General features: G+C 65.7%; 25 protein-coding genes and 1 pseudogene. 12 read left to right on the top strand and 14 right to left on the bottom strand.

Going from position 1 to position 23,698, the window contains the following annotated elements; genetic code table 11:
- Nucleotides 1–130 precede the first annotated feature (130 nt).
- The 7 genes from hisB (at nt 131) to coaA (ending at nt 4,867) form a co-directional block, all read left to right on the top strand.
- On the top strand, nt 131–724 hold the full coding sequence (hisB, locus tag AB7G19_RS01090) for an imidazoleglycerol-phosphate dehydratase HisB (RefSeq protein ID WP_028150158.1): 594 nt from the start codon (nt 131–133) through the stop codon (nt 722–724).
- Nucleotides 725–789: 65 nt separating this feature from the next.
- Entirely contained in the window at nt 790–1,320 is a 531-nt protein-coding gene (locus tag AB7G19_RS01085) for a DUF2628 domain-containing protein (RefSeq protein WP_063980268.1), read from the top strand.
- The gene (gene hisH, locus AB7G19_RS01080) at nt 1,317–1,967 is read left to right on the top strand and encodes an imidazole glycerol phosphate synthase subunit HisH (RefSeq protein WP_085404960.1); all 651 of its coding nucleotides are present in this window, start codon (nt 1,317–1,319) and stop codon (nt 1,965–1,967) included. The genes AB7G19_RS01085 and hisH overlap by 4 nt, the downstream gene beginning before the upstream one ends.
- On the top strand, nt 1,964–2,701 hold the full coding sequence (hisA, locus tag AB7G19_RS01075) for a 1-(5-phosphoribosyl)-5-[(5-phosphoribosylamino)methylideneamino]imidazole-4-carboxamide isomerase (RefSeq protein WP_085405102.1): 738 nt from the start codon (nt 1,964–1,966) through the stop codon (nt 2,699–2,701). The genes hisH and hisA overlap by 4 nt, the downstream gene beginning before the upstream one ends.
- 10 nt (nt 2,702–2,711) lie before the next feature.
- Nucleotides 2,712–3,485 carry an imidazole glycerol phosphate synthase subunit HisF gene (gene hisF / locus AB7G19_RS01070; protein ID WP_028150154.1) on the top strand — a complete coding sequence of 258 codons (774 nt, stop codon included), beginning with the start codon at nt 2,712–2,714 and terminating at the stop codon, nt 3,483–3,485.
- Between the two features lie 79 nt (nt 3,486–3,564).
- Entirely contained in the window at nt 3,565–3,885 is a 321-nt protein-coding gene (locus AB7G19_RS01065) for a phosphoribosyl-ATP diphosphatase (RefSeq protein ID WP_028150153.1), read from the top strand.
- A 25-nt stretch (nt 3,886–3,910) separates the two neighbouring features.
- On the top strand, nt 3,911–4,867 hold the full coding sequence (gene coaA / locus AB7G19_RS01060; protein WP_028150152.1) for a type I pantothenate kinase: 957 nt from the start codon (nt 3,911–3,913) through the stop codon (nt 4,865–4,867).
- Nucleotides 4,868–5,139: 272 nt separating this feature from the next.
- On the opposite strand, the gene AB7G19_RS01055 is transcribed toward coaA, so the two are convergent.
- From AB7G19_RS01055 to AB7G19_RS01045, 3 genes are all read right to left on the bottom strand, one after another.
- On the bottom strand, nt 5,140–7,374 hold the full coding sequence (locus tag AB7G19_RS01055) for a PAS domain-containing hybrid sensor histidine kinase/response regulator (RefSeq protein WP_085404961.1): 2,235 nt from the start codon (nt 7,372–7,374) through the stop codon (nt 5,140–5,142).
- 119 nt (nt 7,375–7,493) lie between these two features.
- Nucleotides 7,494–7,967, bottom strand: coding sequence for a hypothetical protein (locus AB7G19_RS01050; protein ID WP_085404962.1), 474 nt, complete (start codon nt 7,965–7,967; stop codon nt 7,494–7,496).
- Nucleotides 7,968–8,077: 110 nt separating this feature from the next.
- Nucleotides 8,078–9,616: a YifB family Mg chelatase-like AAA ATPase gene (locus AB7G19_RS01045; RefSeq protein WP_354077156.1), complete on the bottom strand. Its 1,539-nt coding sequence runs from the start codon at nt 9,614–9,616 to the stop codon at nt 8,078–8,080.
- Between the two features lie 86 nt (nt 9,617–9,702).
- Between AB7G19_RS01045 and AB7G19_RS01040 the strand changes: the two genes are divergently transcribed.
- Nucleotides 9,703–10,380 (top strand): hypothetical protein, encoded by a 678-nt coding sequence (locus tag AB7G19_RS01040; RefSeq protein ID WP_144030857.1) that lies wholly within the window; start codon nt 9,703–9,705, stop codon nt 10,378–10,380.
- The gene (locus AB7G19_RS01035) at nt 10,361–10,738 is read left to right on the top strand and encodes a hypothetical protein (protein WP_085404964.1); all 378 of its coding nucleotides are present in this window, start codon (nt 10,361–10,363) and stop codon (nt 10,736–10,738) included. Before AB7G19_RS01040 ends, AB7G19_RS01035 begins: the two co-directional genes overlap by 20 nt.
- A gap of 20 nt (nt 10,739–10,758) precedes the next feature.
- Here AB7G19_RS01035 and AB7G19_RS01030 read toward each other — a convergent pair.
- Nucleotides 10,759–10,863, bottom strand: a pseudogene (locus AB7G19_RS01030) (ATP-binding protein); the annotation flags it as partial.
- A gap of 226 nt (nt 10,864–11,089) precedes the next feature.
- Here AB7G19_RS01030 and AB7G19_RS01025 point away from each other — a divergent pair.
- Together AB7G19_RS01025 and AB7G19_RS01020 are read left to right on the top strand one after the other, a co-directional pair.
- A complete protein-coding gene (locus AB7G19_RS01025; RefSeq protein ID WP_027534981.1) occupies nt 11,090–11,335 on the top strand; it encodes a PilZ domain-containing protein in 246 nt (81 codons plus the stop codon).
- 79 nt (nt 11,336–11,414) lie between these two features.
- Nucleotides 11,415–12,188: a tetratricopeptide repeat protein gene (locus tag AB7G19_RS01020; protein WP_085404965.1), complete on the top strand. Its 774-nt coding sequence runs from the start codon at nt 11,415–11,417 to the stop codon at nt 12,186–12,188.
- Between the two features lie 30 nt (nt 12,189–12,218).
- Here the strand turns inward: AB7G19_RS01020 and AB7G19_RS01015 are convergent, their stop codons facing one another.
- From AB7G19_RS01015 to rsmI, 7 genes are all read right to left on the bottom strand, one after another.
- Nucleotides 12,219–13,511, bottom strand: a complete 1,293-nt coding sequence (locus AB7G19_RS01015) for an AAA family ATPase (RefSeq protein WP_354077161.1) — start codon at nt 13,509–13,511, stop codon at nt 12,219–12,221.
- Nucleotides 13,508–14,242: a CpaD family pilus assembly protein gene (locus tag AB7G19_RS01010; RefSeq protein ID WP_085404967.1), complete on the bottom strand. Its 735-nt coding sequence runs from the start codon at nt 14,240–14,242 to the stop codon at nt 13,508–13,510. Before AB7G19_RS01010 ends, AB7G19_RS01015 begins: the two co-directional genes overlap by 4 nt.
- 52 nt (nt 14,243–14,294) lie before the next feature.
- Nucleotides 14,295–15,812 carry a type II and III secretion system protein family protein gene (locus AB7G19_RS01005; RefSeq protein WP_085404968.1) on the bottom strand — a complete coding sequence of 506 codons (1,518 nt, stop codon included), beginning with the start codon at nt 15,810–15,812 and terminating at the stop codon, nt 14,295–14,297.
- A 13-nt stretch (nt 15,813–15,825) separates the two neighbouring features.
- Nucleotides 15,826–16,641: a Flp pilus assembly protein CpaB gene (gene cpaB, locus AB7G19_RS01000; protein ID WP_014490823.1), complete on the bottom strand. Its 816-nt coding sequence runs from the start codon at nt 16,639–16,641 to the stop codon at nt 15,826–15,828.
- A 414-nt stretch (nt 16,642–17,055) separates the two neighbouring features.
- Nucleotides 17,056–18,000: a glutathione synthase gene (gene gshB, locus AB7G19_RS00995; protein ID WP_085404969.1), complete on the bottom strand. Its 945-nt coding sequence runs from the start codon at nt 17,998–18,000 to the stop codon at nt 17,056–17,058.
- A 10-nt stretch (nt 18,001–18,010) separates the two neighbouring features.
- Nucleotides 18,011–18,409 (bottom strand): YraN family protein, encoded by a 399-nt coding sequence (locus AB7G19_RS00990; RefSeq protein WP_028155515.1) that lies wholly within the window; start codon nt 18,407–18,409, stop codon nt 18,011–18,013.
- Complete coding sequence (gene rsmI, locus AB7G19_RS00985) at nt 18,396–19,346, bottom strand: 16S rRNA (cytidine(1402)-2'-O)-methyltransferase (RefSeq protein ID WP_354077165.1); 951 nt, start codon at nt 19,344–19,346, stop codon at nt 18,396–18,398. The genes AB7G19_RS00990 and rsmI overlap by 14 nt, the downstream gene beginning before the upstream one ends.
- Nucleotides 19,347–19,685: 339 nt before the next feature.
- Here rsmI and AB7G19_RS00980 point away from each other — a divergent pair, with 339 nt between their 5' ends.
- Nucleotides 19,686–20,927 (top strand): penicillin-binding protein activator, encoded by a 1,242-nt coding sequence (locus AB7G19_RS00980; RefSeq protein ID WP_085404971.1) that lies wholly within the window; start codon nt 19,686–19,688, stop codon nt 20,925–20,927.
- A 101-nt stretch (nt 20,928–21,028) separates the two neighbouring features.
- On the opposite strand, the gene hemW is transcribed toward AB7G19_RS00980, so the two are convergent.
- The 3 genes from hemW to rph are packed head-to-tail and all read right to left on the bottom strand — an operon-like array spanning nt 21,029 to nt 23,530.
- On the bottom strand, nt 21,029–22,183 hold the full coding sequence (hemW, locus tag AB7G19_RS00975; RefSeq protein WP_085404972.1) for a radical SAM family heme chaperone HemW: 1,155 nt from the start codon (nt 22,181–22,183) through the stop codon (nt 21,029–21,031).
- Nucleotides 22,170–22,805 (bottom strand): RdgB/HAM1 family non-canonical purine NTP pyrophosphatase, encoded by a 636-nt coding sequence (gene rdgB, locus AB7G19_RS00970; RefSeq protein WP_085404973.1) that lies wholly within the window; start codon nt 22,803–22,805, stop codon nt 22,170–22,172. Before rdgB ends, hemW begins: the two co-directional genes overlap by 14 nt.
- Nucleotides 22,806–22,816: 11 nt before the next feature.
- Nucleotides 22,817–23,530, bottom strand: a complete 714-nt coding sequence (rph, locus tag AB7G19_RS00965) for a ribonuclease PH (protein ID WP_014490830.1) — start codon at nt 23,528–23,530, stop codon at nt 22,817–22,819.
- Nucleotides 23,531–23,698: the final 168 nt, after the last annotated feature.

The following is a 23,698-nucleotide window of genomic DNA, read 5'->3' as shown; positions in this document are numbered from 1 at the left end:
CCGGGCCCATTTCGCTCACCATAGGCAGAAGTAGAGGCCCGGCCAGCCGTTCCCGCAGTAGCGAAGGCGTCATTTGGCTGTTAAAAGACCGCCGTTTTCGGTCCAAAACCAGAATGGAAACCGCTTTTCAATGCGCACCGCGACGATCAAGCGCAAGACCAAGGAAACCGACATCGAGGTCACCGTGAACCTCGATGGCACCGGCGTGTCCAATATCGCGACCGGCATCGGCTTTTTCGACCATATGCTCGATCTCCTCGCCCGCCATTCCCGCATCGACCTCACGGTCAAGGCGGTTGGCGATTTGCACATTGATCATCACCATACCACCGAAGACACCGGCATCGCGCTCGGCCAGGCGGTCAAGCAGGCGCTCGGCAACATGGCGGGCATCACCCGCTATGCCGGCGTGCACATGCCCATGGACGAGACGCTGTCGCGCGTGGTCATCGACATCTCGGGCCGTCCGTTCCTGGTGTTCAAGGCCGACTTCCCCCGCGACAAGATCGGCGAGTTCGATACCGAGCTGGTGCGCGAGTGGTTCCAGGCCTTCGCCATGAACGCCGGCGTGACTCTCCACGTCGAGACCCTATATGGCGATAACAGCCACCATATCGCCGAGTCCTGCTTCAAGGGCCTGGCGCGGGCGCTGCGCACTGCCGTCGCGATCGATCCGAAGGCCGTGGGCGAAATCCCGTCCACCAAGGGTTCGCTCGGCGGCTGACGTCTTTCGGCCCGCGGCACGCGCCGCTTGCGGTATCACTGAATTCCTAGGAACGGGGCATCACCATGCCTGTCTACACAGTTCATGCTCCCTCCCCTGCCGGAGCCGATCTGCGCGCGACCGACAAGTTCGTCTTCGTGCGCGACGGTTTTCATTTCTGGGCGATGGTTTTGGGTCCGTTCTGGCTGCTCTGGAACAGGCTCTGGCTGGCGCTGATCGGCTGGGTGATTTTCCTGGCTGCATTCGATGCAGGGCTGCATAGCCTCGGCGTTGGCCGCAGCTCGATCTTCCTGGCCAATATGATCATCGCGGTGCTGATGGGTTTCGAGGCCTCGAGCCTGCGCCGCTGGACACTGTCGCGCGGCAAGTGGCGCCAGCTTGACGTCGTCATCTCCGACGACGAGGACACCGCCGAGCGGCGTTTCTTCGAGCGCTGGAGCCTGAAGCAGCGCGGCATAGTCAACGATCAATGGGCCGTCGATCGCGGCGGCCCGCCGCCAACCCGCAACGTGCCGGGTCAGCAATTCTCAAATCCGCCACCGCTGCCGTCGGGCGGCATCATTGGATTGTTTCCGGAACCGGGAGGGTCAAGATGAGCGTCGCGATCATCGATTACGGTTCAGGTAATCTGCATTCCGCCGCCAAGGCGTTCGAGCGCGCCGCGCGCAGCCTGGAGATTCCGCAAAAGGTCTTCGTCACCAGCGATCCGGATCAGGCCTACGGCGCCGACCGTCTGGTGCTGCCGGGCGTCGGCGCCTTCGCCGATTGCCGGCGCGGGCTCGATGCCGTCAACGGCATGGTCGAGGCGATCACCGAAGCGGTCCGCGTCAAGGCGCGGCCCTTCTTTGGTATTTGCGTCGGCATGCAGCTGATGGCGAGCCGCGGCAAGGAACACGTCATCACCGAGGGCCTGAACTGGGTCGGCGGCGACGTCGAGAAGATCACGCCGCGCGACGAGAGCCTGAAGATCCCGCACATGGGATGGAACACGCTCGACATGCTGCGCGAGCATCCGGTGCTGGACAGGCTGCCGCTTGGCCCCAAGGGCCAGCACGCCTATTTCGTGCACTCCTACCACCTCAACGCCGCCAACGAGGCGGACGTGCTCGCGCGCGCCGATTACGGTGGACCCGTCACCGCGATCGTCGCGAAGGACACCGCCATCGGCACCCAATTCCACCCCGAGAAGAGCCAGCGTTTCGGCTTGGCCCTGATCTCGAACTTTTTGCGATGGAAACCGTGATTCTCTTTCCCGCGATCGACCTCAAGAACGGTCAGTGCGTGCGCCTCGAGCAAGGCGACATGGCGCGCGCGACCGTGTTCAACCTCAATCCCGCAGCGCAGGCGCAGAGCTTTGTCGAACAGGGCTTCGAGTATCTCCACGTCGTCGATCTCGACGGCGCCTTCGCCGGCAAGCCGGTGAATGCGCAGGCGGTCGAGGCGATGCTCAAGACGATCAAGATCCCGGTGCAGCTCGGCGGCGGCATTCGTGATCTCGCGACCGTCGAAGCCTGGCTCGACAAGGGCATCACCCGTGTCATCATCGGCACCGCCGCGGTACGCGACCCCGAACTGGTGAAGGCGGCTGCAAGGAAATACCCCGGCCGCGTCGCGGTCGGGCTCGATGCCCGCGACGGCAAGGTCGCCGTCGAAGGCTGGGCCGAGACCTCGCAGGTGACGGTTCTGGAAATCGCGCAGCGTTTCGAGGATGCAGGCGTCGCTGCCATCATCTTCACCGACATCGCGCGCGATGGCCTGCTCAAGGGCCTGAATCTCGATGCGACCATCGCGCTGGCGGATGCGATCTCCATCCCCGTGATCGCCTCCGGCGGCCTCGCCTCGATCGAGGACGTCAAGGCGATGCTGACGCCGCGCGCCAGGAAGCTCGCAGGCGCGATCGCCGGCCGCGCGCTTTACGACGGCCGGCTCGATCCCGCCGCCGCCCTCACCCTGATCCGCAACGCGCGCACCGCCTAGGAGCTGACACATGTTCAAGGTGCGCGTGATCCCCTGCCTCGACGTCAAGGACGGCCGGGTCGTCAAGGGCGTCAACTTCGTCGACCTGCGCGATGCCGGCGATCCGGTCGAAGCCGCGATCGCCTATGACGCCGCCGGTGCCGACGAGCTCACCTTTCTCGACATCACCGCGACCCACGAGAACCGCGGCATCATGCTGGACGTGGTCCGGCGTACGGCGGAGGCCTGCTTCATGCCCGTGACCGTCGGTGGCGGCGTGCGCAAGGTTGACGACATCAAGACGCTGCTGCGCGCCGGCGCCGACAAGGTCTCGATCAACAGCGCCGCGGTGTCGCGGCGCGAGTTCGTCAAGGAAGCTGCCGAGAAATTCGGCGAACAGTGCGTGGTGGTCGCGATCGACGCCAAGCGGGTCAAGCGTCCGGGCGGCGACCGCTGGGAGATCTTCACCCATGGTGGGCGCAACTCGACCGGCATCGATGCCATCGAATATGCCCAGGAAGTGGTCTCGCTCGGTGCTGGTGAAATCCTGCTCACCTCCATGGACCGCGACGGCACCCGGCAGGGCTTCGACATCCCGCTGACCCGGGCGATCGCCGACAGCGTTCCCGTTCCCGTGATCGCCTCGGGCGGCGTCGGTAATCTCGATCATCTCGTCGACGGGATCCGCGACGGCCACGCCACGGCTGTGCTGGCCGCCTCGATCTTCCATTTCGGGGAATTCACCATTCGCGAAGCCAAGGAGCACATGGCCCGGCGCGGACTGGCCATGCGCCTCGATGCCTGACGACTCCCGATCATAAAAATGCTACATAGGCCTGCGGGGAATGGCCTCCGTGGCCTTGTGTGTTGTTCGAGTAATTCCGATGTCGCGATTCACGATCCACGATCTGGCCGACACCATCGACGCCCGCGCGGCGGCCGGCGGCGAGGCGTCCTATACCCGCAAGCTCCTGGACAAGGGCGCCGAGCATTGCGCCAAGAAGTTCGGCGAGGAGGCAGTCGAAACCGTAATCGCAGCAGTCGAAAACGATCGCGCGCATCTGATCGCTGAAAGTGCCGACCTGCTCTATCACTTCCTTGTGCTGCTCAAGGCCCGCGGCGTAAAGCTGGAGGAGGTCGAGGCCGCGCTGGACAAGCGGACGAATATGTCCGGATTGGAAGAAAAGGCGTCCCGCAAGGGTTAGTAGATCCCAACGGAAAGGTCGCGTCATGGATATCCGCGCACCCGAGCAGCAGTATAATCCGTACCGCGTCTATACGCGCGAGCAGTGGTCGCGATTGCGCGACGACACGCCGATGACGCTGGAGCCCGGCGAGTTCGACCGGCTGCGCTCGCTGCACGATCGCCTGGACTTGCAGGAGGTCGAGGACATCTACCTGCCGCTGTCGCGCCTCCTGTCGATCTATGTCGATGCGATGCAGCGCCTGTATTACGCGGAGCGCCAGTTCCTCAACATCCGCGACCGCAAGATGCCCTACATCATCGGCGTCGCCGGTTCGGTCGCGGTCGGAAAATCCACCACGGCCCGCGTGCTTCAGGCACTGCTGGCGCGCTGGTCGCCGCGTCCGAAGGTCGAACTGATCACCACCGACGGATTTCTGTATCCCAACGCCGTGCTGGAGCGGCAGGGCATCATGCAGAAGAAGGGCTTTCCGGAGAGCTACGACCTGCCGCTGCTGCTCAGCTTCCTCTCCGACATCAAGGCCGGCCGCCGCCACGTGCGCGCGCCGGTCTATTCGCATCTGACCTACGACATCGTGCCGAACCAGTGGGCCGAGATCGACCAGCCCGACATCCTGATCGTCGAGGGCGTCAACGTGCTGCAAACCGGCAAGCTGCCGCGCGACGGCAAGGCGGTGCCCGTCGTCTCCGACTTCTTCGACTTCTCGGTCTATATCGACGCCGACGAGGCGGCGCTGCGGCAATGGTACATCAAGCGCTTCCTGGCGCTGCGTGACACCGCGTTCACCAATCCGAAATCCTACTTCAACCGCTACGCGCTGCTGTCGGACGAGGAAGCCACCGCCACCGCGATCGCGATCTGGGAACGCACCAACCTCGCCAATCTCGAGGACAACATCCTGCCGACCCGCCCCCGCGCGACGCTGATCCTGAAGAAGGGCGCCGACCACACGGTTGCGAGCGTGGCGCTGCGACGGCTATAGGCCGCGGTGCCGTAGGGTGGGCAAAGGCGCGAAGCGCCGTGCCCACCGTCTATCTCCATTTTGAACGTGAATGGTGGGCACGCGGAGCCTGTCATCGGGCGCGCATTCGCGCGACCCGTTGGCTTTGCCCACCCTACGGCATCGGTGCTTGGCGCACGCCTGCAGCCACATCGTCATTGCGAGCGCAGCGAAGCAATCCAGAATCTTTCCGCGGAGGGATTCTGGATTGCTTCGTCGCAAGGGCTCCTCGCAATGACGGAGGAGAGGCCTTCCTACACCGCCAGATGCCGCGCCGCCGCCAGCCCGGCCAGCGCCTCGTCCAGCTTGTCGCGGTCGAGCGGCTTGATCAGAAATCCGTTCATGCCCGCCTCGAAACAGGCATAGCGATCCTCCACCAGCGTATTGGCGGTGAGCGCGAGGATCGGCGTGTGGTGGCCGCCTTTGGCTGCCTCATGCGTGCGGATGCGTTTTGTCGCCTCGATGCCGTCGAGCTGCGGCATCTGGATGTCCATCAGCACGAGATCGTAGGGCGTGCCGGCGGATGACGCCGCGAGCCAGGATTCCAGCGCCGCCTCGCCATGAACGGCGATGACGACGCGGTGGCCGAGCTTGGTCAGTAGCGAGCGCATCAGCAGCGCGTTGATCTCGTTGTCTTCGGCGACGAGGATCGACAGGCCCTTTGCCGTTACGACGCCGGCGGGGGAGGCAGCCGGCGGCTCCGGTGCCAGTTCGGGCGAGGCGACCTCCGGCGTCAGCGCGAGACGTGCCGCAAGCGAAGCCGCGCGCAGCGGCTTGATCAGAAAGCCGGTGAAGGAAGCTGAAAATTTCTCGTGGCGCGAGCTCGACGTCAGCAGCACCAGCCGCTGCGTCGCATGCTTGCGCGCGACCTCGCCGAGATGGTCGGCGATGGCGGCGCCGATCGCACGATCGACCAGCACCGCATGCCATGAGCGCTCCGGCAGCAGCGCCTCTGCGACGGCTCCATCGGAGACGAGGCAGATCTGTCCGCCCCAGCGCTCCAGCCGCCGCGCGATCAGCGAGGCCTCGATGCCGTCGGCGATCAGGAGGATCGACTTGCCGGCGAGATCAGGGCTCGGGAACGCCGTCTGTCCCGCGCCGGATTGCGATGGCGGAAGCGGGATCGTGACCTCGAAGGTCGAACCCTTGCCCGGCTCGCTCTCCAGGGTGATGCGGCCGCCCATGCGCTTGACGATGCGTTCGCTGATGGCAAGGCCGAGCCCGGTGCCGCCATAGGTGCGGGCGACGCGCTCGTCGGCCTGCTCGAACTCGCGGAAGATGCGCGTTCGCGCCTCGGGGGCGATGCCGATGCCGGTGTCGCGCACCAGAAAACTGATCTCGTTCGGCCAGATGCCGGGTTCGACAATCAGCGCGACGCCGCCGGTCGCGGTGAACTTGATGGCGTTGCCGGCGAGGTTGAGCAGCACCTGGCGCAACCGCGCGGCATCGCCGACGACCTCGAGCGGCAGGCGCTCGTCGACATAGGCGGCGATCTCGAGCGTCTTTGCCTGCGCGCGCGGCGCGAGCAGCTCGGTGATCTCCTCGATCATGGTCGAGAGCGCGAACGGGCGCTGGTCGAGATCGAGCTTGCCGGCCTCGATCTTGGAATAGTCGAGCAGTTCCTCGATCAGCGCCATCAGCGCTTCGCCGGAGGTTTTCACCGCCTTCGCATAGGTCGTCTGCTCCGGCGTCAGCGTGGTGTCGAGCAACAGGCCGCCCATGCCGATGATGCCGTTGAGCGGCGTGCGGATCTCATGCGAGGCCATCGCCAGGAACCGCGACTTGGCGCGGTTGGCGGCATCGGCCTGGTCGCGCGCGTCCGACAGCGCGCGCTCGGTCTCGGTGCGGTCGGTGACGTCGCGTCCGACGCTCTGCAGTTCGGCGGGCTGGCCGGCATCGAGACGGACATAGCCCTCGCGCCAGGCGATCCAGCGCGCGCCATGCGGGGTGGTGATCCTCTGGTCGTGAATGCGTGTGCCGTTGCTTTCGCGGGCGCTGTCGCCCTGCTCGAGGACGTCGAAATCGAAACGCGTGCCGACCAGCACGTTGCGCGCCTGTCCTGCGAGCGCGCAATAGGCGTCATTGGCGAAGGTGATGCGGCCCTGGTGGTCGCGCAGCACGATCAGGTCACCCTGCTGTTCGAACAGGCTGCGCGCGCGTTCTTCCGCTTCCTTCAGTTCCCAATTGCGGTCGATCAGCGTCTCGTTGTGGGCGGCCAGCTTCCGCATCCGCTTGTTGACGAAGCGCAGCCGCATGCTGAGCGTGGCAAGGCCGAGGCAGGCGAGCGCGAACAGGAAGCTCGCGCCGACCGCAAACGTATTGGGATCGTAGCCGGAGTTCTCGGAGCGGCTGCCGGAGACGAAGCCATAGGCGCCGCCGAACGTTGCCGAGAAGATCATGAAGGAGCGGATCGCGAACGCGATGCGGGGATGCTGCCGCCTGAAGCGGCGCATGCGCACCTTGATCCGGAACGTCCGATCCATCGCCATCGACCCCGACTCTTGCTCCGAAACCCCGCGTCGCCAATTGCGACGATGTCTCGCCGACCTTGCGAACAGCTTGAGGCTTTGGTTCGGCCTCCAAACAGGGTTGACGAGGTGTTAACGCTTCAGAGCGAGGCGGCCTGGAGCGGGAGCGGGCGGTGGCCGCCATTGGCACCGACGATCAGCGCCGCGGCCTCGCGCTGCGAAAACGTCTTCGAGCGCACATAGATGCGGTAATCGGCTGGCCCGTCGGTGGACAGGTAAATCACCGGGCCGCCGTCGACCGGCTCCGTGGCAATCGTGACGAGGCGCGTCGCCGGATTGGCCTGACAGGAATCCGTTTCGGAGCCGAGACCGTCGTCCACGACCGCGAAGTCCGCCGCGTCCGGATCGTCGGTGATCTGAACCCGCACCGTGGCCCGCGACAGATCGTCGGTGAAGGCGACATGGACGCCGGCCGTCCAGAACAGGGATGTCAGCTCGACTGAAGTCTCGCCCAGCGCGATGCAGGGGTGCGAGACCGATCCGATCTCGCCGCGGGCGAACACCGCGGCCGCCAGCAGGGGAACAACCGAGGCCAGGATCTTGAAACGCAACATTACACTCTACTCGCCCGGGCCCTGTGTGGAACTCATAGGGGAACGCTTGGGCCTTATGGTTTGCAGAGCGTAAAGGAAACTCGTTACCGCCGGGTTGATGCGCGGAAGGATCAGGCCATCTGCCGCACATCCTCCGCGAGTGCGCGGTAGGACAGCGCCTCGGCGAGATGCAGCCGACCGATCTTGTCGGCGCCGTCGAGATCGGCGAGCGTGCGCGCCACGCGCAGCACGCGGTGATAGCCGCGCGCCGACAGCCGCATGGTCTCGGCGGCGTCGCGCAGCAATTTGGCGCCTTGCGCATCCGGCTTGGCGACGTCTTCCAACACCGAGGCCGGCGCCTCGGCATTGGTGCGAACATGCGGCAGGCCCGCATCCGCGTAACGCGCGAGCTGGATGTCGCGCGCGGCTGCCACGCGCACGGCGACTTCCGCCGAGCCCTCTGCCGGCGGCGGCAGGATCAGATCGGCTGCGGTCACCGCGGGAACCTCGATGCGCAAATCGATCCGGTCCATCAGCGGACCGGAGATGCGCGCCTGGTAGTCGCCGGTGCAGCGATCGATGCGGCCGCGCTTGCAGGCATAGCCGGGCTCGAACGCATGGCCGCAGCGGCACGGATTCATCGCCGCGACCAGCATGAAGCGCGCCGGATAAGTCACGCGATGATTGGCGCGGGAGACGGAGACCTCGCCGTTCTCCAGCGGCTGGCGCAGCGAATCCAGCACGCGCGGATCGAATTCGGGCAACTCGTCGAGGAACAGCACGCCCTGATGCGCAAGCGAGATCTCGCCGGGCTTTGCGCGCATGCCGCCGCCGGTGAGCGCGGCCATGCTCGCGGAATGATGCGGCGAGCGGAACGGCCGCCGCGCGGTGAGCGCGCCGCCCTCGATCTCGCCGGCAACGGAGGCGATCATGGAGACTTCGAGCAGTTCGCCCGGCGACAGCGGCGGCAGGATCGAAGGCAGCCGCGCCGCCAGCATCGACTTGCCGGCACCGGGTGCGCCGATCATGAGCAGGTGATGTCCGCCGGCGGCCGCGATCTCCAGCGCGCGCTTGGCGCTCTCCTGGCCCTTGATGTCGCGCAGGTCGAGCGGGGAGGCGGCGACCTCGCGCACGCGCGGCGTGGGCCGCGACAGCACCTGCGTGCCCTTGAAATGGTTGGCGATCTGGATGAGCGATTGGGCCGCGATGATCTGGATGTCCGGGCTTGCCCACGCCGCTTCCGAGCCGCAGGCCGCCGGACAGATCAAGCCCTCCTCGCGCACATTGGCGCCGATCGCGGCGGGAAGCACGCCGGCTACCGGCGCGATCGAGCCGTCAAGACCGAGCTCGCCGAGAACGGTAAAACCGGTCAGGGCATCCGGCGGTATCGCGCCGATCGCCGCCATCAGCCCGAGCTCGATCGGCAGGTCGTAATGGCTGCCCTCCTTGGGCAGGTCGGCGGGCGCGAGATTGACGATGATCCGCCGCGCCGGCAGCGCCAGCCCCGAGGCGATCAGCGCCGAGCGGACGCGTTCCCGTGCCTCCGACACCGCCTTGTCCGGCAGGCCGACGATGGCAAAGGCGGGCAGGCCGGGCGCGACCTGCACCTGCACGTCGACCGCGCGGGCCTCGATCCCCTCAAAGGCGACGGTAGAAACCCGCTGAACCATGCCTGCCCTCTTGCACAATTAAGGGTAGCAGAGTTCCTTCCTATTCGCAAGAACAAGGCGTGAACAAGGGGGCCGGAGTGCTATACGTGGATAGCTGTGATGGCCACCCGTTTGGTCCGATCGCATTTTCGGTGGTTAGCCGCAGCCAATACTTTCTCATACCTTTCTCACCATCAATCAGTATGGCAACCTCGGGTTGGGGGAACGTATTTTTGCTTGAGTATTTGACACCGGCGCTTGCATGGCTGAAGGCACGTGACCTCGCTGGTACGTGGGCCGACGTCAGCGGCTTCCTGATTGCGATTTTTGGCTTTGGGGCAACTCTCGTTGGCGTTCGGAAGTCGAAGAACGCGGCTATAGCGGCGCAGGAGGCGGCGCAAGCCACGCGCGAAAGCATTCGGCTTCTGGAAACAATGGTCGATTTTTCGACGGCGATAGCAGTCCTTGAGGACATCAAGCGCGCTCACCGCGAGACGGGCATTTCCAGCACGCTCCCGGAGCGCTATGCGACCATTCGCAAGCAATTGATCGTTCTAAAGGCGTCCCAAGTCAAACTCACCGACGAGCAGCTTGCCGTAATCCAGAATGCGGTAGCAAACCTAAGCACCATGGAAGATCACATCGAAAAGGCTCTCGCGAATAAGAGCGCCTTTCCCGTCGCAAAATTCAATTCCATCCTTTCGCGGGACATAGACAAGCTGGTCGATGTCCTGACCGCATTGAAGACAGTTCAGGAGGTTCGCAATGGCGCTGAGCAAACCTAAGCGGCTCGTTAAGGCGCTTTTTGAGAAGACGCAGAGAAGTGGCATTGACTGGCAGGAGAGCGTGTCGAAAAACACGTTCCAAGTGTCGTTCAAAGACTATTCAGTGCAGATTGTGCTGAAGGAAGCGGCCATGGAAGGATCGGATGTCATTACCGTCTCCGTGCTCGACGAAGAAGGGGTTGTGGTTGATCGCTTCGATGACGAAGAGCTTGATAACGAGGACGGGCATCCGGTGGGGGGACCGTGGTTTAGAATGATGTCGGAACTGCACAACCTGGCGCTTCGCCATGCACGAGGCGCAGACAAGGCTCTGAACGCTATCCTCGGCGAAATCGAAGAGGATGATATCCCGTTCTGACGGGTCAATTGTCATTGACGACCCACATTTGCAAAGGCGGGCAGGCCGGGCGCGACCTGCACCTGCACGTCGACCGCGCGGGCCTCTATCCCCTCAAAGGCGACGGTAGAAACCCGCTGAACCATGCTCGAACCAGCCTGCCCTCTCGCACAATTAGGGGTAGCAGAGCCCGATCTTTCTTGCAAGAACAGTACGAGAACAACCCGAGGGCCCGGAAAACCCTAACCGGTCGTAAACATCACGCAGACACTACGCCTCGAATGCGAGCGGCTCTCATCAGCACATCCCAACGAATGTTCGCTACTCCTAGAGCTGCGGGATGGGCCGTGATCTAACGGGTGAACAATTCAAATGCTTGCAAATCGCCGCAGAAGCGAACGACGGGTGTGCACTCGGCTCGCCAAGATTCACTTTGGCGCGGGCTCGCTGCCGAGGGATTGCACGATCACGGATATCTCCGATGGCGGCGTGAAAGTGGTGGCGGAGTTTCTGGAAGTGCCGCCGCAATTCACCATCATCTTCGCGCCCGATTATTCCCGCCAATGCCGCCTGCGCTGGCGCATCGGCTGCGAATTCGGCGCCGAGTTCACCGATTGAGCCGGACGGACCGGGTTCCTTAACTGGACTTTAGCGTTAATCGGTAAGCATCGCTGATCAGTCGCCGAGTGATCAGAGTATGCCCAAGCGTTCGTCCCTTGCCTCTCCGCCGGCGAGATTCCTGCTTTCCGCGCTCGTGATGCTTGCCCTCGGCGGCTGCCAGACCACGAGTCTGGAGGACATCACCGGCGCGCTCGGTGGCAAGTCGGAAACGGCTGGCAGGGCCGATCCGAAGCCGGACATGGACGCGCTTCGCGAGCGCTATCGCGCCAAGCCTTCCGATCCCAACGTCGCGCTCGAATACGGCATGGCGCTGCGCGAGACCGGCCAGCGCGCCCAGGCCGTGGCGGTGATGGAGCAGGCCGTGCTCGCCCATCCGAGCAACAAGGCGCTGCTCGCCGGCTACGGCCGCGCGCTCGCCGACAGCGGCAATTTCCAGCAGGCTTTCGATGTGCTCAGCCGCGCGCATACGCCTGAGGATCCGGACTGGCGCATCCTGTCGGCGCAAGGCGCAGCGCTCGATCAGCTCGGTCGCAACGAAGAGGCGCAGCAATATTATTCGGCAGCGCTGAAGATCGTGCCCGAGGAGCCGCAGGTTCTGTCCAATCTCGGCCTGTCCTACATGCTCCAGAACAATCTGCCGCGGGCCGAGGAAACACTGCGCCGCGCCTATGAGCGCAATCGCGCCGATTCCCGCGTGCGCGCCAATCTGGCGCTCGTCGTGGGACTGCAGGGAAAGCAGGCCGAGGCCGAGACCATCGTGAAGGCCGACCTGCCGCCGGATCAGGCCGCGGCAAAGGTCACGGCGCTGCGGCAGTTGCTCGCGAAGAAGCAGCAGCGGGCGGACAAATAGCCCGCCCTCGTTTCTCGTTCTCGTTGGTGCTTACGACACCTTGCGATGCGGGGCTGACCCGCGACCCGCCCTGCCCTTGAGCCTCTTCAGGAGCGGCCCGAGCAGCGAGCGCTTCGGCTTCTTCACCTCGCCACGCCCGGCGAGGCGGTTCGCCATGTTCTGGAACAGAAGGGTGGTGCGGTGGTTCTTGGAGACCTCCGCGATCATCTGGCCGTTATTGGCCGCGGTCGAGAACAATTTCGAGTCGAACGGGATCGCCGCGATCGGCTGGCTCTCCATGGTCTTGGCGAACGCCTTGACGTCGATCTCCGCGCGCTTGTGCATGCCGACCTGGTTGATGCAGTACAGCGGCGGACGGTCGTTCGGTCGTGCCGCCTTGAGCACGCTCAGCATGTTCCTGGTGTTGCGCAGATTGGCCAGATCGGGCTCGGCCACGATGACGATGTCGTCGGCATTGACGAGCGCGCGGCGCGTCCAGCCCGACCATTGGTGGGGAACGTCGAGCACGATGCAGGGCGTGGTCATGCGCAGCGTGTCGAAGATCGCATCAAAAGCTTCGGCGCCGAAATCGTAGACGCGGTCGAGCGTTGCGGGCGCCGCGAGGAGGCTGAGGCGCTCGGTGCATTTGGCGAGCAGGCGCTCCATCAGCGCCGTGTCCGGCCGGTCCTGCGAGAGCACCGCGTTGGCGATGCCCTGCGCCGGGTCCTGGTTGTAGTCGAGGCCGGCGGTGCCGAAGGCGAGGTCGAGATCGATCACGACGGAATCGAGCGCGAGGTCGCGCGCGATGGTCCAGGCCACGTTGTGCGCGACCGTGGACGCACCGACGCCGCCCTTGGCGCCGACCACCGCGATGACGCGGCCGGTGATGATGGCTTCCGACGCCGAGAACAGGCTGCAGATGGAGCGGACGACGTCGAGGGTTTCGACCGGTCCCACCACGTAGTCGTTGACGCCGCGGCGGACCAGCTCGCGATAGGGCGCGGTGTCGTTGGGGTTGCCGATCACGACCACGCGGGTGCCGGGATCGCAGACGCCGGCGAGATCGTCGAGGCCCTCGAGGATATCGCGTGTGCCGTCGGATTCGATCACGATGACGTTCGGCGTCGGCATCGTGTCATAGACTTCGATGGCCGCGGCAAGGCCGCCGCCCTTGGCGGTGAGATGCGCCTTGGCGAGACGGCGATCCTGCCCGGCCGCGGTGATCGCGGCGAGCGTCTGCTCGGTCTCGCAAAAGGCCTGCACCGAGATGCGAGGAACCGGCGCAATATGGTCCTCGGGGTGCCGCGGGTCGTCCGCTTCTTCGTCGTCGTGAAGACTTGTCATTTGCCTGTGTCGCTGAGTTTGGCCTTTTCGGCCTCGGGATACATGGTCGTGGTCGCCATGCCCTTGCGGTAGCGCTCGAAGGCGATCTCGCGCCGTGCGGTGTAGGCAGGCGTCTCCGCCCTCGGCTGCTCGAGGTCGGCGGGGTTGTCGATCATGGCCGCGAGGTTGCGCTGGCTGGCGCAGCCCAGATTGAAGTATGGCCGGTTCTCGTTGTAGCCGGGGTCGAGGATGTTCGGACCGACGTCTTCCGGCCACAGCCCGCAGGGGCCGGCGACCGCGGCGATCTTCGAATAGCTCAGGCGGATGGTCGGCAGCAGGCCGGGATCCTCGGGGCGATAGGGATGCTGGACGATGGCGCGCGACGGCACGCCGCCGGATGCGAGCACCGACCGGATTTCGTGATAGGTCGCCGCCGCGGCGCGCGAATTCGCAGCGTCGCTCGGCACGTCGACGATCACCGAACCGGTGCCTTCGCGCACCCAGTCCCTGGCAATGCCCGCGACGTCCGCGTGCTGCGCGGTGGAGAGGCCCCCGCGCGCCTTGCCGACGAAGATCACGATCGACTTCTTGGCTTCCTGCACCGCGATCGGGTGGCGCTGGCGATAGTCGGTCGGCACCGTCTGGGTGACGATGTCACCGGTGGTGTTGCAGGCGCCGAGCATGACGGAAAGCCCCGTCAGCGCGAGCGCGATCCGCAGGTTGCGACGTCGATCGGCGATCGTCTTCGTCATCGCTTTGTCCCCTCTTGCCCCGTTTCCTGTCCCGGTCCCCAAACCGTCCGTCTCAGTCGATGATGAAGCCGAAATCGCCGCGGCTGCCTTCGATCGGATCGACGCTGCGCGCGATGCCGTAGAGCCGGTTCATGCGGCCGAGCAGCGCCGTCTGCGCGTCCGAGGCCGGCGCAAAGCCGTCGTCGGGCCGCGACAATTCCTTCTGGGCAACCGCGCGCACCACGTAGGGCGTCACGATCACCATCAGCTCGGTCTCGTTGTTGACGAAGTCCTGGCTGCGGAACAGCGCGCCGATGATCGGCACCTGGTCGACGCCGGGCAGGCCGTTGATCGCCTGCTTGGTCTTCTGCTGGATCAGGCCGGCCATCGCCATCGAGCCCCCGGAGGGAATTTCCAGCGTGGTCTCGGCGCGGCGGGTCTGGACCGAGGGGATCGTGATCGAGTTGCTCGAGGTCGAGGACACCGCCTGCGTCAGCGTGATCGCGTTGGTGTTCGACAGCTCCGAGACCTCGGTCATCACGCGCAGGCTGATACGGCCTTCGCTGAGCACGAGCGGGGTGAAGTTCAGCGAGATGCCGAACTTCTTGTAGGTGACCTGGGTGGTACAGACGTGGGTGACCGGATCGCAGGAATAGCCTGCAGGGATCGGGAATTCGCCGCCGGCGATGAAGGTGGCGGATTCGCCCGAGATCGCGGTCAGGCTCGGTTCGGCCAGCGTGCGCATGACGCCGGCGCTTTCCATTGCGCGCATCGTGGCGCTGACGGTGGCGACACCCTTGGCGAGGCCGGCCACGCCGAGCCCGTTGCTGCCGACGATCGGTCCGCCGCTGACCGAGAACGGGTTGGAATTGTTGAAGTTCACGACCGCGGTGCCGGCATTCAGGCTGGCGCTGAGGTCGACGCCCAGCTGCTTGACGATGTCGCGGCGGACTTCGCCGACGACGACCTTGAGCATCACCTGGTCGCGGCCGCGCACGACGATGTTGTTGACGACCTTGTCCGCGCCGCCAACGAGTTTTGCGGCGACGTCGCCGGCCTGCTGGGCCTCGATCGGGCTCGACACCGAGCCGGTCAGCATCACGCTGTCGCCGACGCCTTCGATCTGCACGCCCGGCAGAGATTGGCGCAGCGCCGTGCGCATGCCGTTGAGATCGCGCTTCACGGCGATGTCGTAGGCGGCAACCTGCTGGCCGTCGGCGCTGAAGAACACGACGTTGGTCTGGCCGACCTGGCCGCCGATGATATAGGCGCGCTGCGACGAGCGGATCACTGCATTGGCGATCTTGGGATCGGCCACCAGCACGTCCTTGACCTCGCGCGGCAGATCGATGACGACGGACTTGCCGACGCCGAGCGACAGCGAGCGCGTGCGCGCAGGCGCGATGGTCGAAACCGGCGACACGCCGAGATCCGGCGCCTGCATCGGCGCCTGGTCGCCGACCGGCGCATCCGCCGCGTTGACGACGTCGGGGGCTGCGATCAGCCCCAGCATCAGCACCGCCCCCGTCCAGAACGAGCGCGCGCGCTTCCCCCGAATGCGCAGGCCCGTCCGATCATCCCCGTAGTTCATGGTGTCCCCATCATCACTTCTGTGACGTCAGTTGCCGTGCCTGCACCCCGTAGCGGATCACGTTCACGCCGCCGGGCCGCTTGGCCGCCAGGTCTTCGATCGAAATCTCCGACGCGTTGGCATCGGCGATGCTTCGCAACGCGAGCGTCAGCGTGCCGCCCTGGCGCGAGGCCGACAGCGTCGCAACCTGGTCCGGCTTGAGCTCGAGCGTGACGGTCTTGCCGAGCACGGCGTTCTGGCCGTCTTTTTCTTTCGGCGCCTGGTCGATCGCGAGCACGCGGATGTTGCTCAGGATGACCTCGGACAGGATCAGGTCGTTGCCGCCGGTCGCGCCGTTGGCGCCATCGGGATTCTTCAGGCGCCGCGTCAGAACGATGTCTACGCGGTCGTTCGGCAGGATGAAGCCGCCGGCGCCGGTCTCGGCTGAAATCTCGGTGGAGACGGCCCGCATGCCGGAGGGCAGGATCGCGGCCATGAAGCCCGAGCCCTCGGCCCGCACCAGCTTCTGCTCGCGGATCGGCTCGCCCTGCATCAACGGCACGCGCGCGATCGAGCCTGCGATCTGGGTCTGGGCGTCGGGCCTGCTGTCGCGGCGGATGAAGGCGCTGCTCGCGGTCGCCGCCGGCCAGGACTGCCATTGCAGATCCTCGGGCTTGACGGCCTGGCCGAGCTGGATGTCGTTCTTCGCGATCAGCACCTCGACCGTCGGCAGCTTCTCGGCGACGGGAAGGGCAGGCGCGGGCTTGTTGTCAAAGCCGCTCGCCAGATACGCAGCGACGCCGCCGGCGCCCAGCGCGATGACGAGAACGACAATGCGTGCGGTGTTCATACGCTTCTACTCTTACGCGGGGCACTCGAACCGCACGTGGCGGGTTCCCCTGCGTCGATGAGTAGGGAGTAAAAGTATAAGGGGTGTTGCGAGGCCGAGTGTGATGGCCCGTGACGATGCGCGTTCTGGGCAGATGGTGAACGTCGCGTTATCCGCTCGGCCAATGGCCCCGTAGATTCACGCAGGGCGGGACGTTCGTTCGAACGATGCGCGCGACGTCATGGTGAATGGGTGGTTAGTCATCGGCGCTTCGCGCAGCGTGCGCGGTAGTCGCTCCTCAGGGTGAGGAGCGTACTTCCTCGTGTTTCAATTGATGTCCGTAGCCCGGATGGAGCGAAGCGCAATCCGGGCTCGTGCAGCGCGTTGTGAGATCCCGGATTTCGCTGCGCTCCATCCGGGCTACGAGTGAGCGCCCTACTTCGCCCGCTTCTGCTCGATCACGTCCCAGACCTTCGCCGCGACATCCGGACCGCCGAGCCGCGCGATGGCGCGGATGCCCGTCGGCGACGTCACGTTGATCTCGGTGAGGTTGCCGTTGATGACGTCGATGCCGACGAACAGCAGGCCGTGCTCGCGCAGCGCCGGGCCGACGGTCGCGCAGATCTCGCGCTCGCGTGGCGTGAGCTCGGTTTCCTGCGCGGCGCCGCCACGCACCATGTTGGAGCGGAGGTCGTCGGCGGCCGGCACGCGGTTGACCGCGCCGGCGAACTCGCCGTTGACCAGGATGATGCGCTTGTCGCCGTGCTTCACCTCGGGGATGAACTGCTGGATCACCCACGGCTCCTTGAAGGTTACCGAGAACATGTCGAATAGCGAGCCGAAATTCATGTCCTGCGGCATCACGCGGAACACCGCCGCGCCGCCATGGCCGTGCAGCGGCTTCATGACGACGGCGCCGTGCTTATCCCGGAACGCGTTGATCTCGTCGAGGTCGCGCGAGATCAGCGTCGGCGGCATCAGCTGCGGAAAGTTCATCACGAACAGTTTTTCCGGCGCGTTGCGCACCGAGGCGGGGTTGTTGACGACCAGCGTCTTCGGATGGATGCGCTCCAGGAAATGCGTCGAGGTGATGTAGGCGAGATCGAACGGCGGATCCTGGCGCAGCAGCACGACGTCGAAGCCGTTGAGCGCTTCGCGCCTGGGCTCGCCCAGCGTGAAGTGATTGCCGGGCTCGTCGCGCACGGTCAGGAGCTGAATGGGCGCGACGATCTCCTCGCCGACCATCGAGAGCTTGTCGGGCGTGTAATAGGACAGGCCGTGGCCGCGCTTCTGCGCCTCCAGGAGCAGTGCAAAGGTGGAATCGCCCTTGATGTTGATACGGGCGATGGGGTCCATCTGGACGGCGACGTTCAGTTTCATGGTCTGCCTTTCAGGTCGAGGCGTCGAATGCCGCCAACACATGGCGCGGAAGTGAGCGCGGCGCAATCAGCATGGCGTCGAATCGCAGTTCGAATTCGGCATGCTCGGGATGCGCCACGAGCCAGCCTTGCGCGGCGTCGATGATGCGCTGCTGCTGGCGCGGGGTCACGGCGAAGGCGGCGTCATCCAGCGTCGCGCGGGCCTTGACCTCGACGAAGGCGATCAGGTTGCGGCGGCGCGCCACGATGTCGATCTCGCCATGGGGGGTGCGGTAGCGCCTGGCGAGGATGCGGTAGCCCTTGGCCATGAGATAGGCGGCGGCGCGGCTCTCCGCGGAGATGCCGGTGCGGAACGCGGCGACGCGCTCGGGCGAGGCGACTTTCGGTTCCGCGCCCTCAGTCTTCGCCATCGCCGTCCCTCAGGCCCTTTGCGAGCTCGAGCGCGCGGGCATAGACCTCGCGGCGCGGCCGGCCCGAGAGCGCGACCGCATGCGCGACGGCGTCCTTGACGCTGTGCGCGGCGAGCTGCTCGCGCAGGAGACCGTCGAGCGCATCCGGCGTCAGCAGCTCCGCGTCCGCCGCAGGCGGCGCGATCACCAGCACGAATTCGCCGCGCGTCTCCAGCGTGTCCGCCCCGCGTGCCAGCTCCTGCAGCGGCGCGCGCGAAATCTCCTCGTGCAGTTTCGTCAATTCGCGGCAGATCGCGGCTTCGCGCGTCCCCATGATCTCGGCAAGCTCGGCGAGCGTGTCCTGCACGCGGTTGCCGGAGTCGAACATCACCAGCGTCGCATCGATGCGGGCGAGCTCTGCAAGGCGCGACTTTCGCGCGGCGGATTTCGCCGGCAGAAAGCCCTCGAAGAAGAAGCGGTCGGTCGGCAATGCGGCGACCGACAGCGCGGCCAGCACCGAGGACGGGCCGGGCAGCGCGTAGACCGCATGGCCGGCTGCGCAGACCTCGCGCACCAGCTTGAAACCGGGGTCGGAGATCAGCGGCGTGCCGGCATCCGACACCAGTGCGATCGAGCCGCCCTGCCCCAGCGCCTCCAGGATCCTCGGACGCGCCGCTTCGGCGTTGTGCTCGTGATATTGCTTGAGCTGCGCCGTGATGGCGTAGCGCTCGGTCAGGCGCCGCGTGATGCGGGTGTCCTCGCAGGCGATGACGTCGACGCCGGCGAGCGTCTGAAGCGCGCGCAGCGTGATGTCGCCGAGATTGCCGATGGGGGTGGCGACCAGATGGAGGCCCGGCGCCGCCTTCGGCGCCGTCAGCCGATGGGCGTCGATGGAGAAACCGCGCGAGGCGGGATCCGTCGTCTCAGGTGTATTTATCGGGCTCGGCTTTACGCGCATAATGAATCGAACTTAGGCATGATCCCGGGGGCTGGGAACCGGTCCTCGGAAAAAGATCGCGCCAGGTCAGGGGTGAGGAAGGACTGGAATGTGATCCATCCGGCATCACATTGCAGAGGGAATGAAGCGTCGGCGCCACATTCGCGGCGGAAACGCCGCCTTGATGCGGGTGACGGATGGTGGACAGCTAGCCAGGGCTTGAGGTGCGGCCGCGTTAAGTGGTCATTATCCTTTTGTTTTAGTTAACTATTTGCCGACAATATGCCTAAATCCGCGGCTTGTGTCGTGGAAAGAATGTTGTGACCGGCCGGCCGACGGCCGGTCAGAAGAGAAGTTGTGATGCTGGGCCCGCGCGATCCAAAATCTCCCGTTCAGGGCTCTCGATTATCAGGGGCGACCCGGCGGAGCGCGCTCGGCCTGTTGCTCGGCGCCCCCTTGCTGTCGGCCTGCGCCGGCGTGCAGCAGAGTCTCAGCCAGTTTTCCAACCCGTTCAGCAGCTCCTCCCCGGCCCCGGCCCCGGCTCAGCCGGCCGGCCCGCCGCAACAGGCCACCACCGCCGGCAGCGGCGGGGTGAAGGTTGCCGTGATCCTGCCGCTCTCGGCCGCCGGCAATGCCGGCCTCGCCGCGCAGTCGATGCGCAACGCCGCCGAGATGGCGCTGGCCGAGTTCCAGAATCCCAATATCCAGCTCCTGATCAAGGACGACAACGGCAGCCCGCAAGGCGCGCAGGCGGGGGCGCAGCAGGCGGTCGACGAGGGCGCCGAGATCATTTTGGGCCCGCTGTTCGCGCAGTCGGTGCCGGCGGTGGCGCAGGTCGCGCGTACGCGCGGCATCTCGGTGATCGCGTTCTCGACCGATTCCAGCATCGCCGGCCGCGGCGTCTTTCTGCTGAGCTTCCTGCCGGAGTCCGACGTCAACCGCATCGTCGAATATTCCGCGAGCATCGGAAAGCGCTCGGTCGCCGTGCTCGTGCCCGACAACGCCTATGGCAATGTCGTCGAGGCCGCGGTGAAGGCGGCGGTGCCGCGGCGCGGCGGCCGCATTGTCGCCTTCGAGAAATACGGCGCCGATCGCGCGACGCCGGCACGTACCGTGGCGCAGCAGCTCGGCAGCGCGGATGCGCTGTTCATCGCCGATGACGGCGATGCCGTCGTCGCGGTGGCCGATGCGATGACGGCCGCGGGCGCGAATTTGCGCAACATCCAGCTGCTCGGCACCGGCCTGTGGGACAGTCCGCGCGTCTATGCCAATGCAAACTTGCAAGGCGGTCTCTACGCCGCGCCGGACCCGGCCGGCTTCCGCGCCTTCTCCGGCCGCTACCGCACCAAATACGGCGCCGAGCCGATCCGCACCGCGACGCTCGCCTATGACGCGGTCGCCCTCGTCGCCGCGCTCGCGCGCACGCAAGGCCCGACGCGCTTCTCGCCGGACGTGCTCACCAACCCTTCAGGCTTCGCCGGCATCGACGGCCTGTTCCGCTTCCGCGCCGATGGCACGAATGAGCGTGGGTTAGCGGTGATGAAGGTGACGACAGGTGGTGGCGTGGCGGTCGCGGGCTCGCCGAAGAGTTTTGGGGCTTGATGGCTTCGTAGCCCGGATGGAGCGCAGCGCAATCCGGGTTCTATCCGAGTGGCGAAAGCGTCCCGGATTACGCTGCGCTCCATCCGGGCTACGGCAGCTCGCTATGCCGCCAGATCCGCGACCACTGCATCAAGCACCGGAAATCCGCTGCTCGTGACCCGCAAGCGCCCTGTCGCATCGACGATGATCGCACCTTCTTCGCGCAACAGCGCGATGCGCTTGGGATCGAGCGGTCGGCCCGACAGCGCGCTGTAGCGCTCGGGGTCGATGCCCTCGGCGAGACGCAATCCCATCAGCAAAAATTCGTCGGCGCGCTCCTCGCTGTTGAGGAGATCGTCGGTGACGTTGCCGTGGCCGTTGGTCTCGACCCGCATCAGCCAGGCCTCGGGACGCTTCTCGGTGGCGGTGGCGTGCCTGATACCGTCGATGTCGAGGCGGCCATGGGCACCGGGGCCGATGCCGGCATATTCATCGCCGCGCCAGTACACCAGATTGTGCCGGCATTCGGCGCCGCGCCGCGCGTGATTTGAAATCTCGTAGGCGGGCAGGCCGAGCTTGTCGCAGGTCTCCTGCGTCACGTCGTAGAGCGCGCGCGCGACCGCTTCGTCCGGCGTCTTCAATTTGCCGGCCTGGTGCAGGCCGAAGAACGGCGTGCCTTCCTCGATCGTCAATTGATAGAGCGACAGATGCTCCGCCGCTTCGTCGATCGCCAGACGCAGCTCGTCGGCCCACATCGCCGGCGTCTGGTCGGGGCGGGCGTAGATCAGGTCGAACGAATAACGGTCGAACGAGCGGCGCGCGATGGCGACGGCATCGAGCGCCTCGCGGGCGCTGTGCATGCGGCCCAGCGCTTTCAGCGAGGCATCGTCGAGGGCCTGCACGCCGAGCGAGACGCGGTTGACACCGGCGGCGCGATAGCCGGCAAAACGCGTGGCCTCGACACTGGTCGGGTTTGCCTCGAGCGTCACTTCGACATCGCTGGCGACAGTCCAGTGCTTGCCGATCGCATCGAGCACCGCGCCGACGGTTGCGGGCTGCATCAGCGACGGCGTGCCGCCGCCGAGGAAGATCGAGGTGACTTCACGCCCGGGCGCACGCTGTGCGGTCGTTTCGATTTCACGCGCGAAAGCTGAAGCGAAGCGCGTCTCGTCGATCGCGGCGTGGCGGACGTGGCTGTTGAAGTCGCAATAGGGGCACTTCGACAGGCAGAACGGCCAGTGCACATAGACGCCGAAAGCTTGCTTAGCGCGGCTCAAGGCAGATCTCCGCCAGTTTCACGAAGGCGCGGGCGCGATGCGACAGGCCGAGGCCAAGCGGCGGCAGGCCGTGCTTCTCGATGCTGGTCATCTCGCCGAACGTGCGATCGTGGCCATTGGGCAGGAACATCGGATCATAACCGAAGCCGGCCGTGCCGCGCGGCGGCCAGACCAAGCTGCCGTCGACGCGCGCCTCGACCTCTTCGAGATGATCGTCGGGCCAGGCGACGCAGAGCGCGGATACGAAATGCGCGGTGCGCTTGTCGGGCGTGGTGGCGCCGCGCTCCTGCAACAGGCGCTCGATCTGCGCCATCGCGGCGGCAAAATCCTTTGCTGGACCAGCCCAGCGCGCGCTGTAGATGCCGGGCGCGCCATCGAGCGCGTCGACCACGATGCCGGAATCGTCGGCGAAGGAGGGAAGCTTGGTCGCCCGCGCCGCCGCGATCGCCTTGATCGCGGCATTGCTGCGGAAATCGTTGCCGGTCTCGTCGGGCTCGGGCAGGCCGAGCTCACCGGCCGACACCGCCTCGATGCCGCAAGGCGCGAGCAACTCCTTCATCTCGGCGAGCTTGCCGGGATTGTGGGTCGCGATGACGAGCTTTCCGGTGATTCGGCGGTGCATGGGCCTATTGACTACGCCACGGCCAGTTTCTGCAAGTCCACGAGCCGCGCGATACCCTTCTGGGCCAGCGCCATCAGCGCGAGGAATTCGTCCTGCGTGAACGGTTCGCGTTCCGCGGTGCCCTGCACCTCGATGATGCGGCCATCGCCGGTCAGGACGAAATTGGCGTCGGTCTGGGCCTCCGAATCCTCAGCATAGTCGAGGTCGAGCACGGGCGTGCCGTTGTAGATGCCGCAGGAGATCGCGGCGACGTTGTCGCGCAGCACCTTGGCCTTGATCATGTTGCGCGCCTTCATCCAGTTGATGCAATCGGCGAGCGCGACCCAGGCACCGGTGATCGAGGCCGTGCGCGTGCCACCGTCGGCCTGGAGCACGTCGCAATCGACCGTGATCTGGCGCTCACCGAGCGCTTCGAGATCGACGATGGTGCGAAGCGAGCGGCCGATCAGGCGCTGAATCTCGACGGTGCGGCCGCTTTGCTTGCCGGCGGAGGCCTCGCGGCGGGTGCGTTCGGAGGTCGCGCGGGGCAGCATGCCGTATTCGGCGGTGACCCAGCCGCGGCCCTGGCCCTTCAGCCACGGCGGCAGGCGGTCTTCCAGCGTGGCGGTGACCAGCACATGGGTGTCGCCGAATTTCACCAGGCAGGAGCCTTCCGCATATTTGACCACGCCGCGCTCCAGCGTCACGGGGCGCAATTCGTCGGGCGCACGGCGGCTTGGCCGCATGGGAAATCCTCCAAAACTCTCGGAAAAGGGCTATTCGCGGTGCTTGTAGGTGGGGTGAGGGTGGGCGGCAAGGCTTTTTCACCCCGGGTTTTCCACCCCGCAAACGCCACGCTTGTCAGAACCCTCCGGGATGGACAAATTATAAGCGTCTGAGAGGAGTTACCGTCC

This window comes from Bradyrhizobium sp. 215_C5_N1_1 (assembly GCF_052075935.1).
Classification (GTDB): Bacteria; Pseudomonadota; Alphaproteobacteria; order Rhizobiales; family Xanthobacteraceae; genus Bradyrhizobium; species Bradyrhizobium barranii.
The sequence above is the reverse complement of the archived record's forward strand: the minus strand, read 5'-3'. Positions and strand labels throughout refer to the sequence as shown.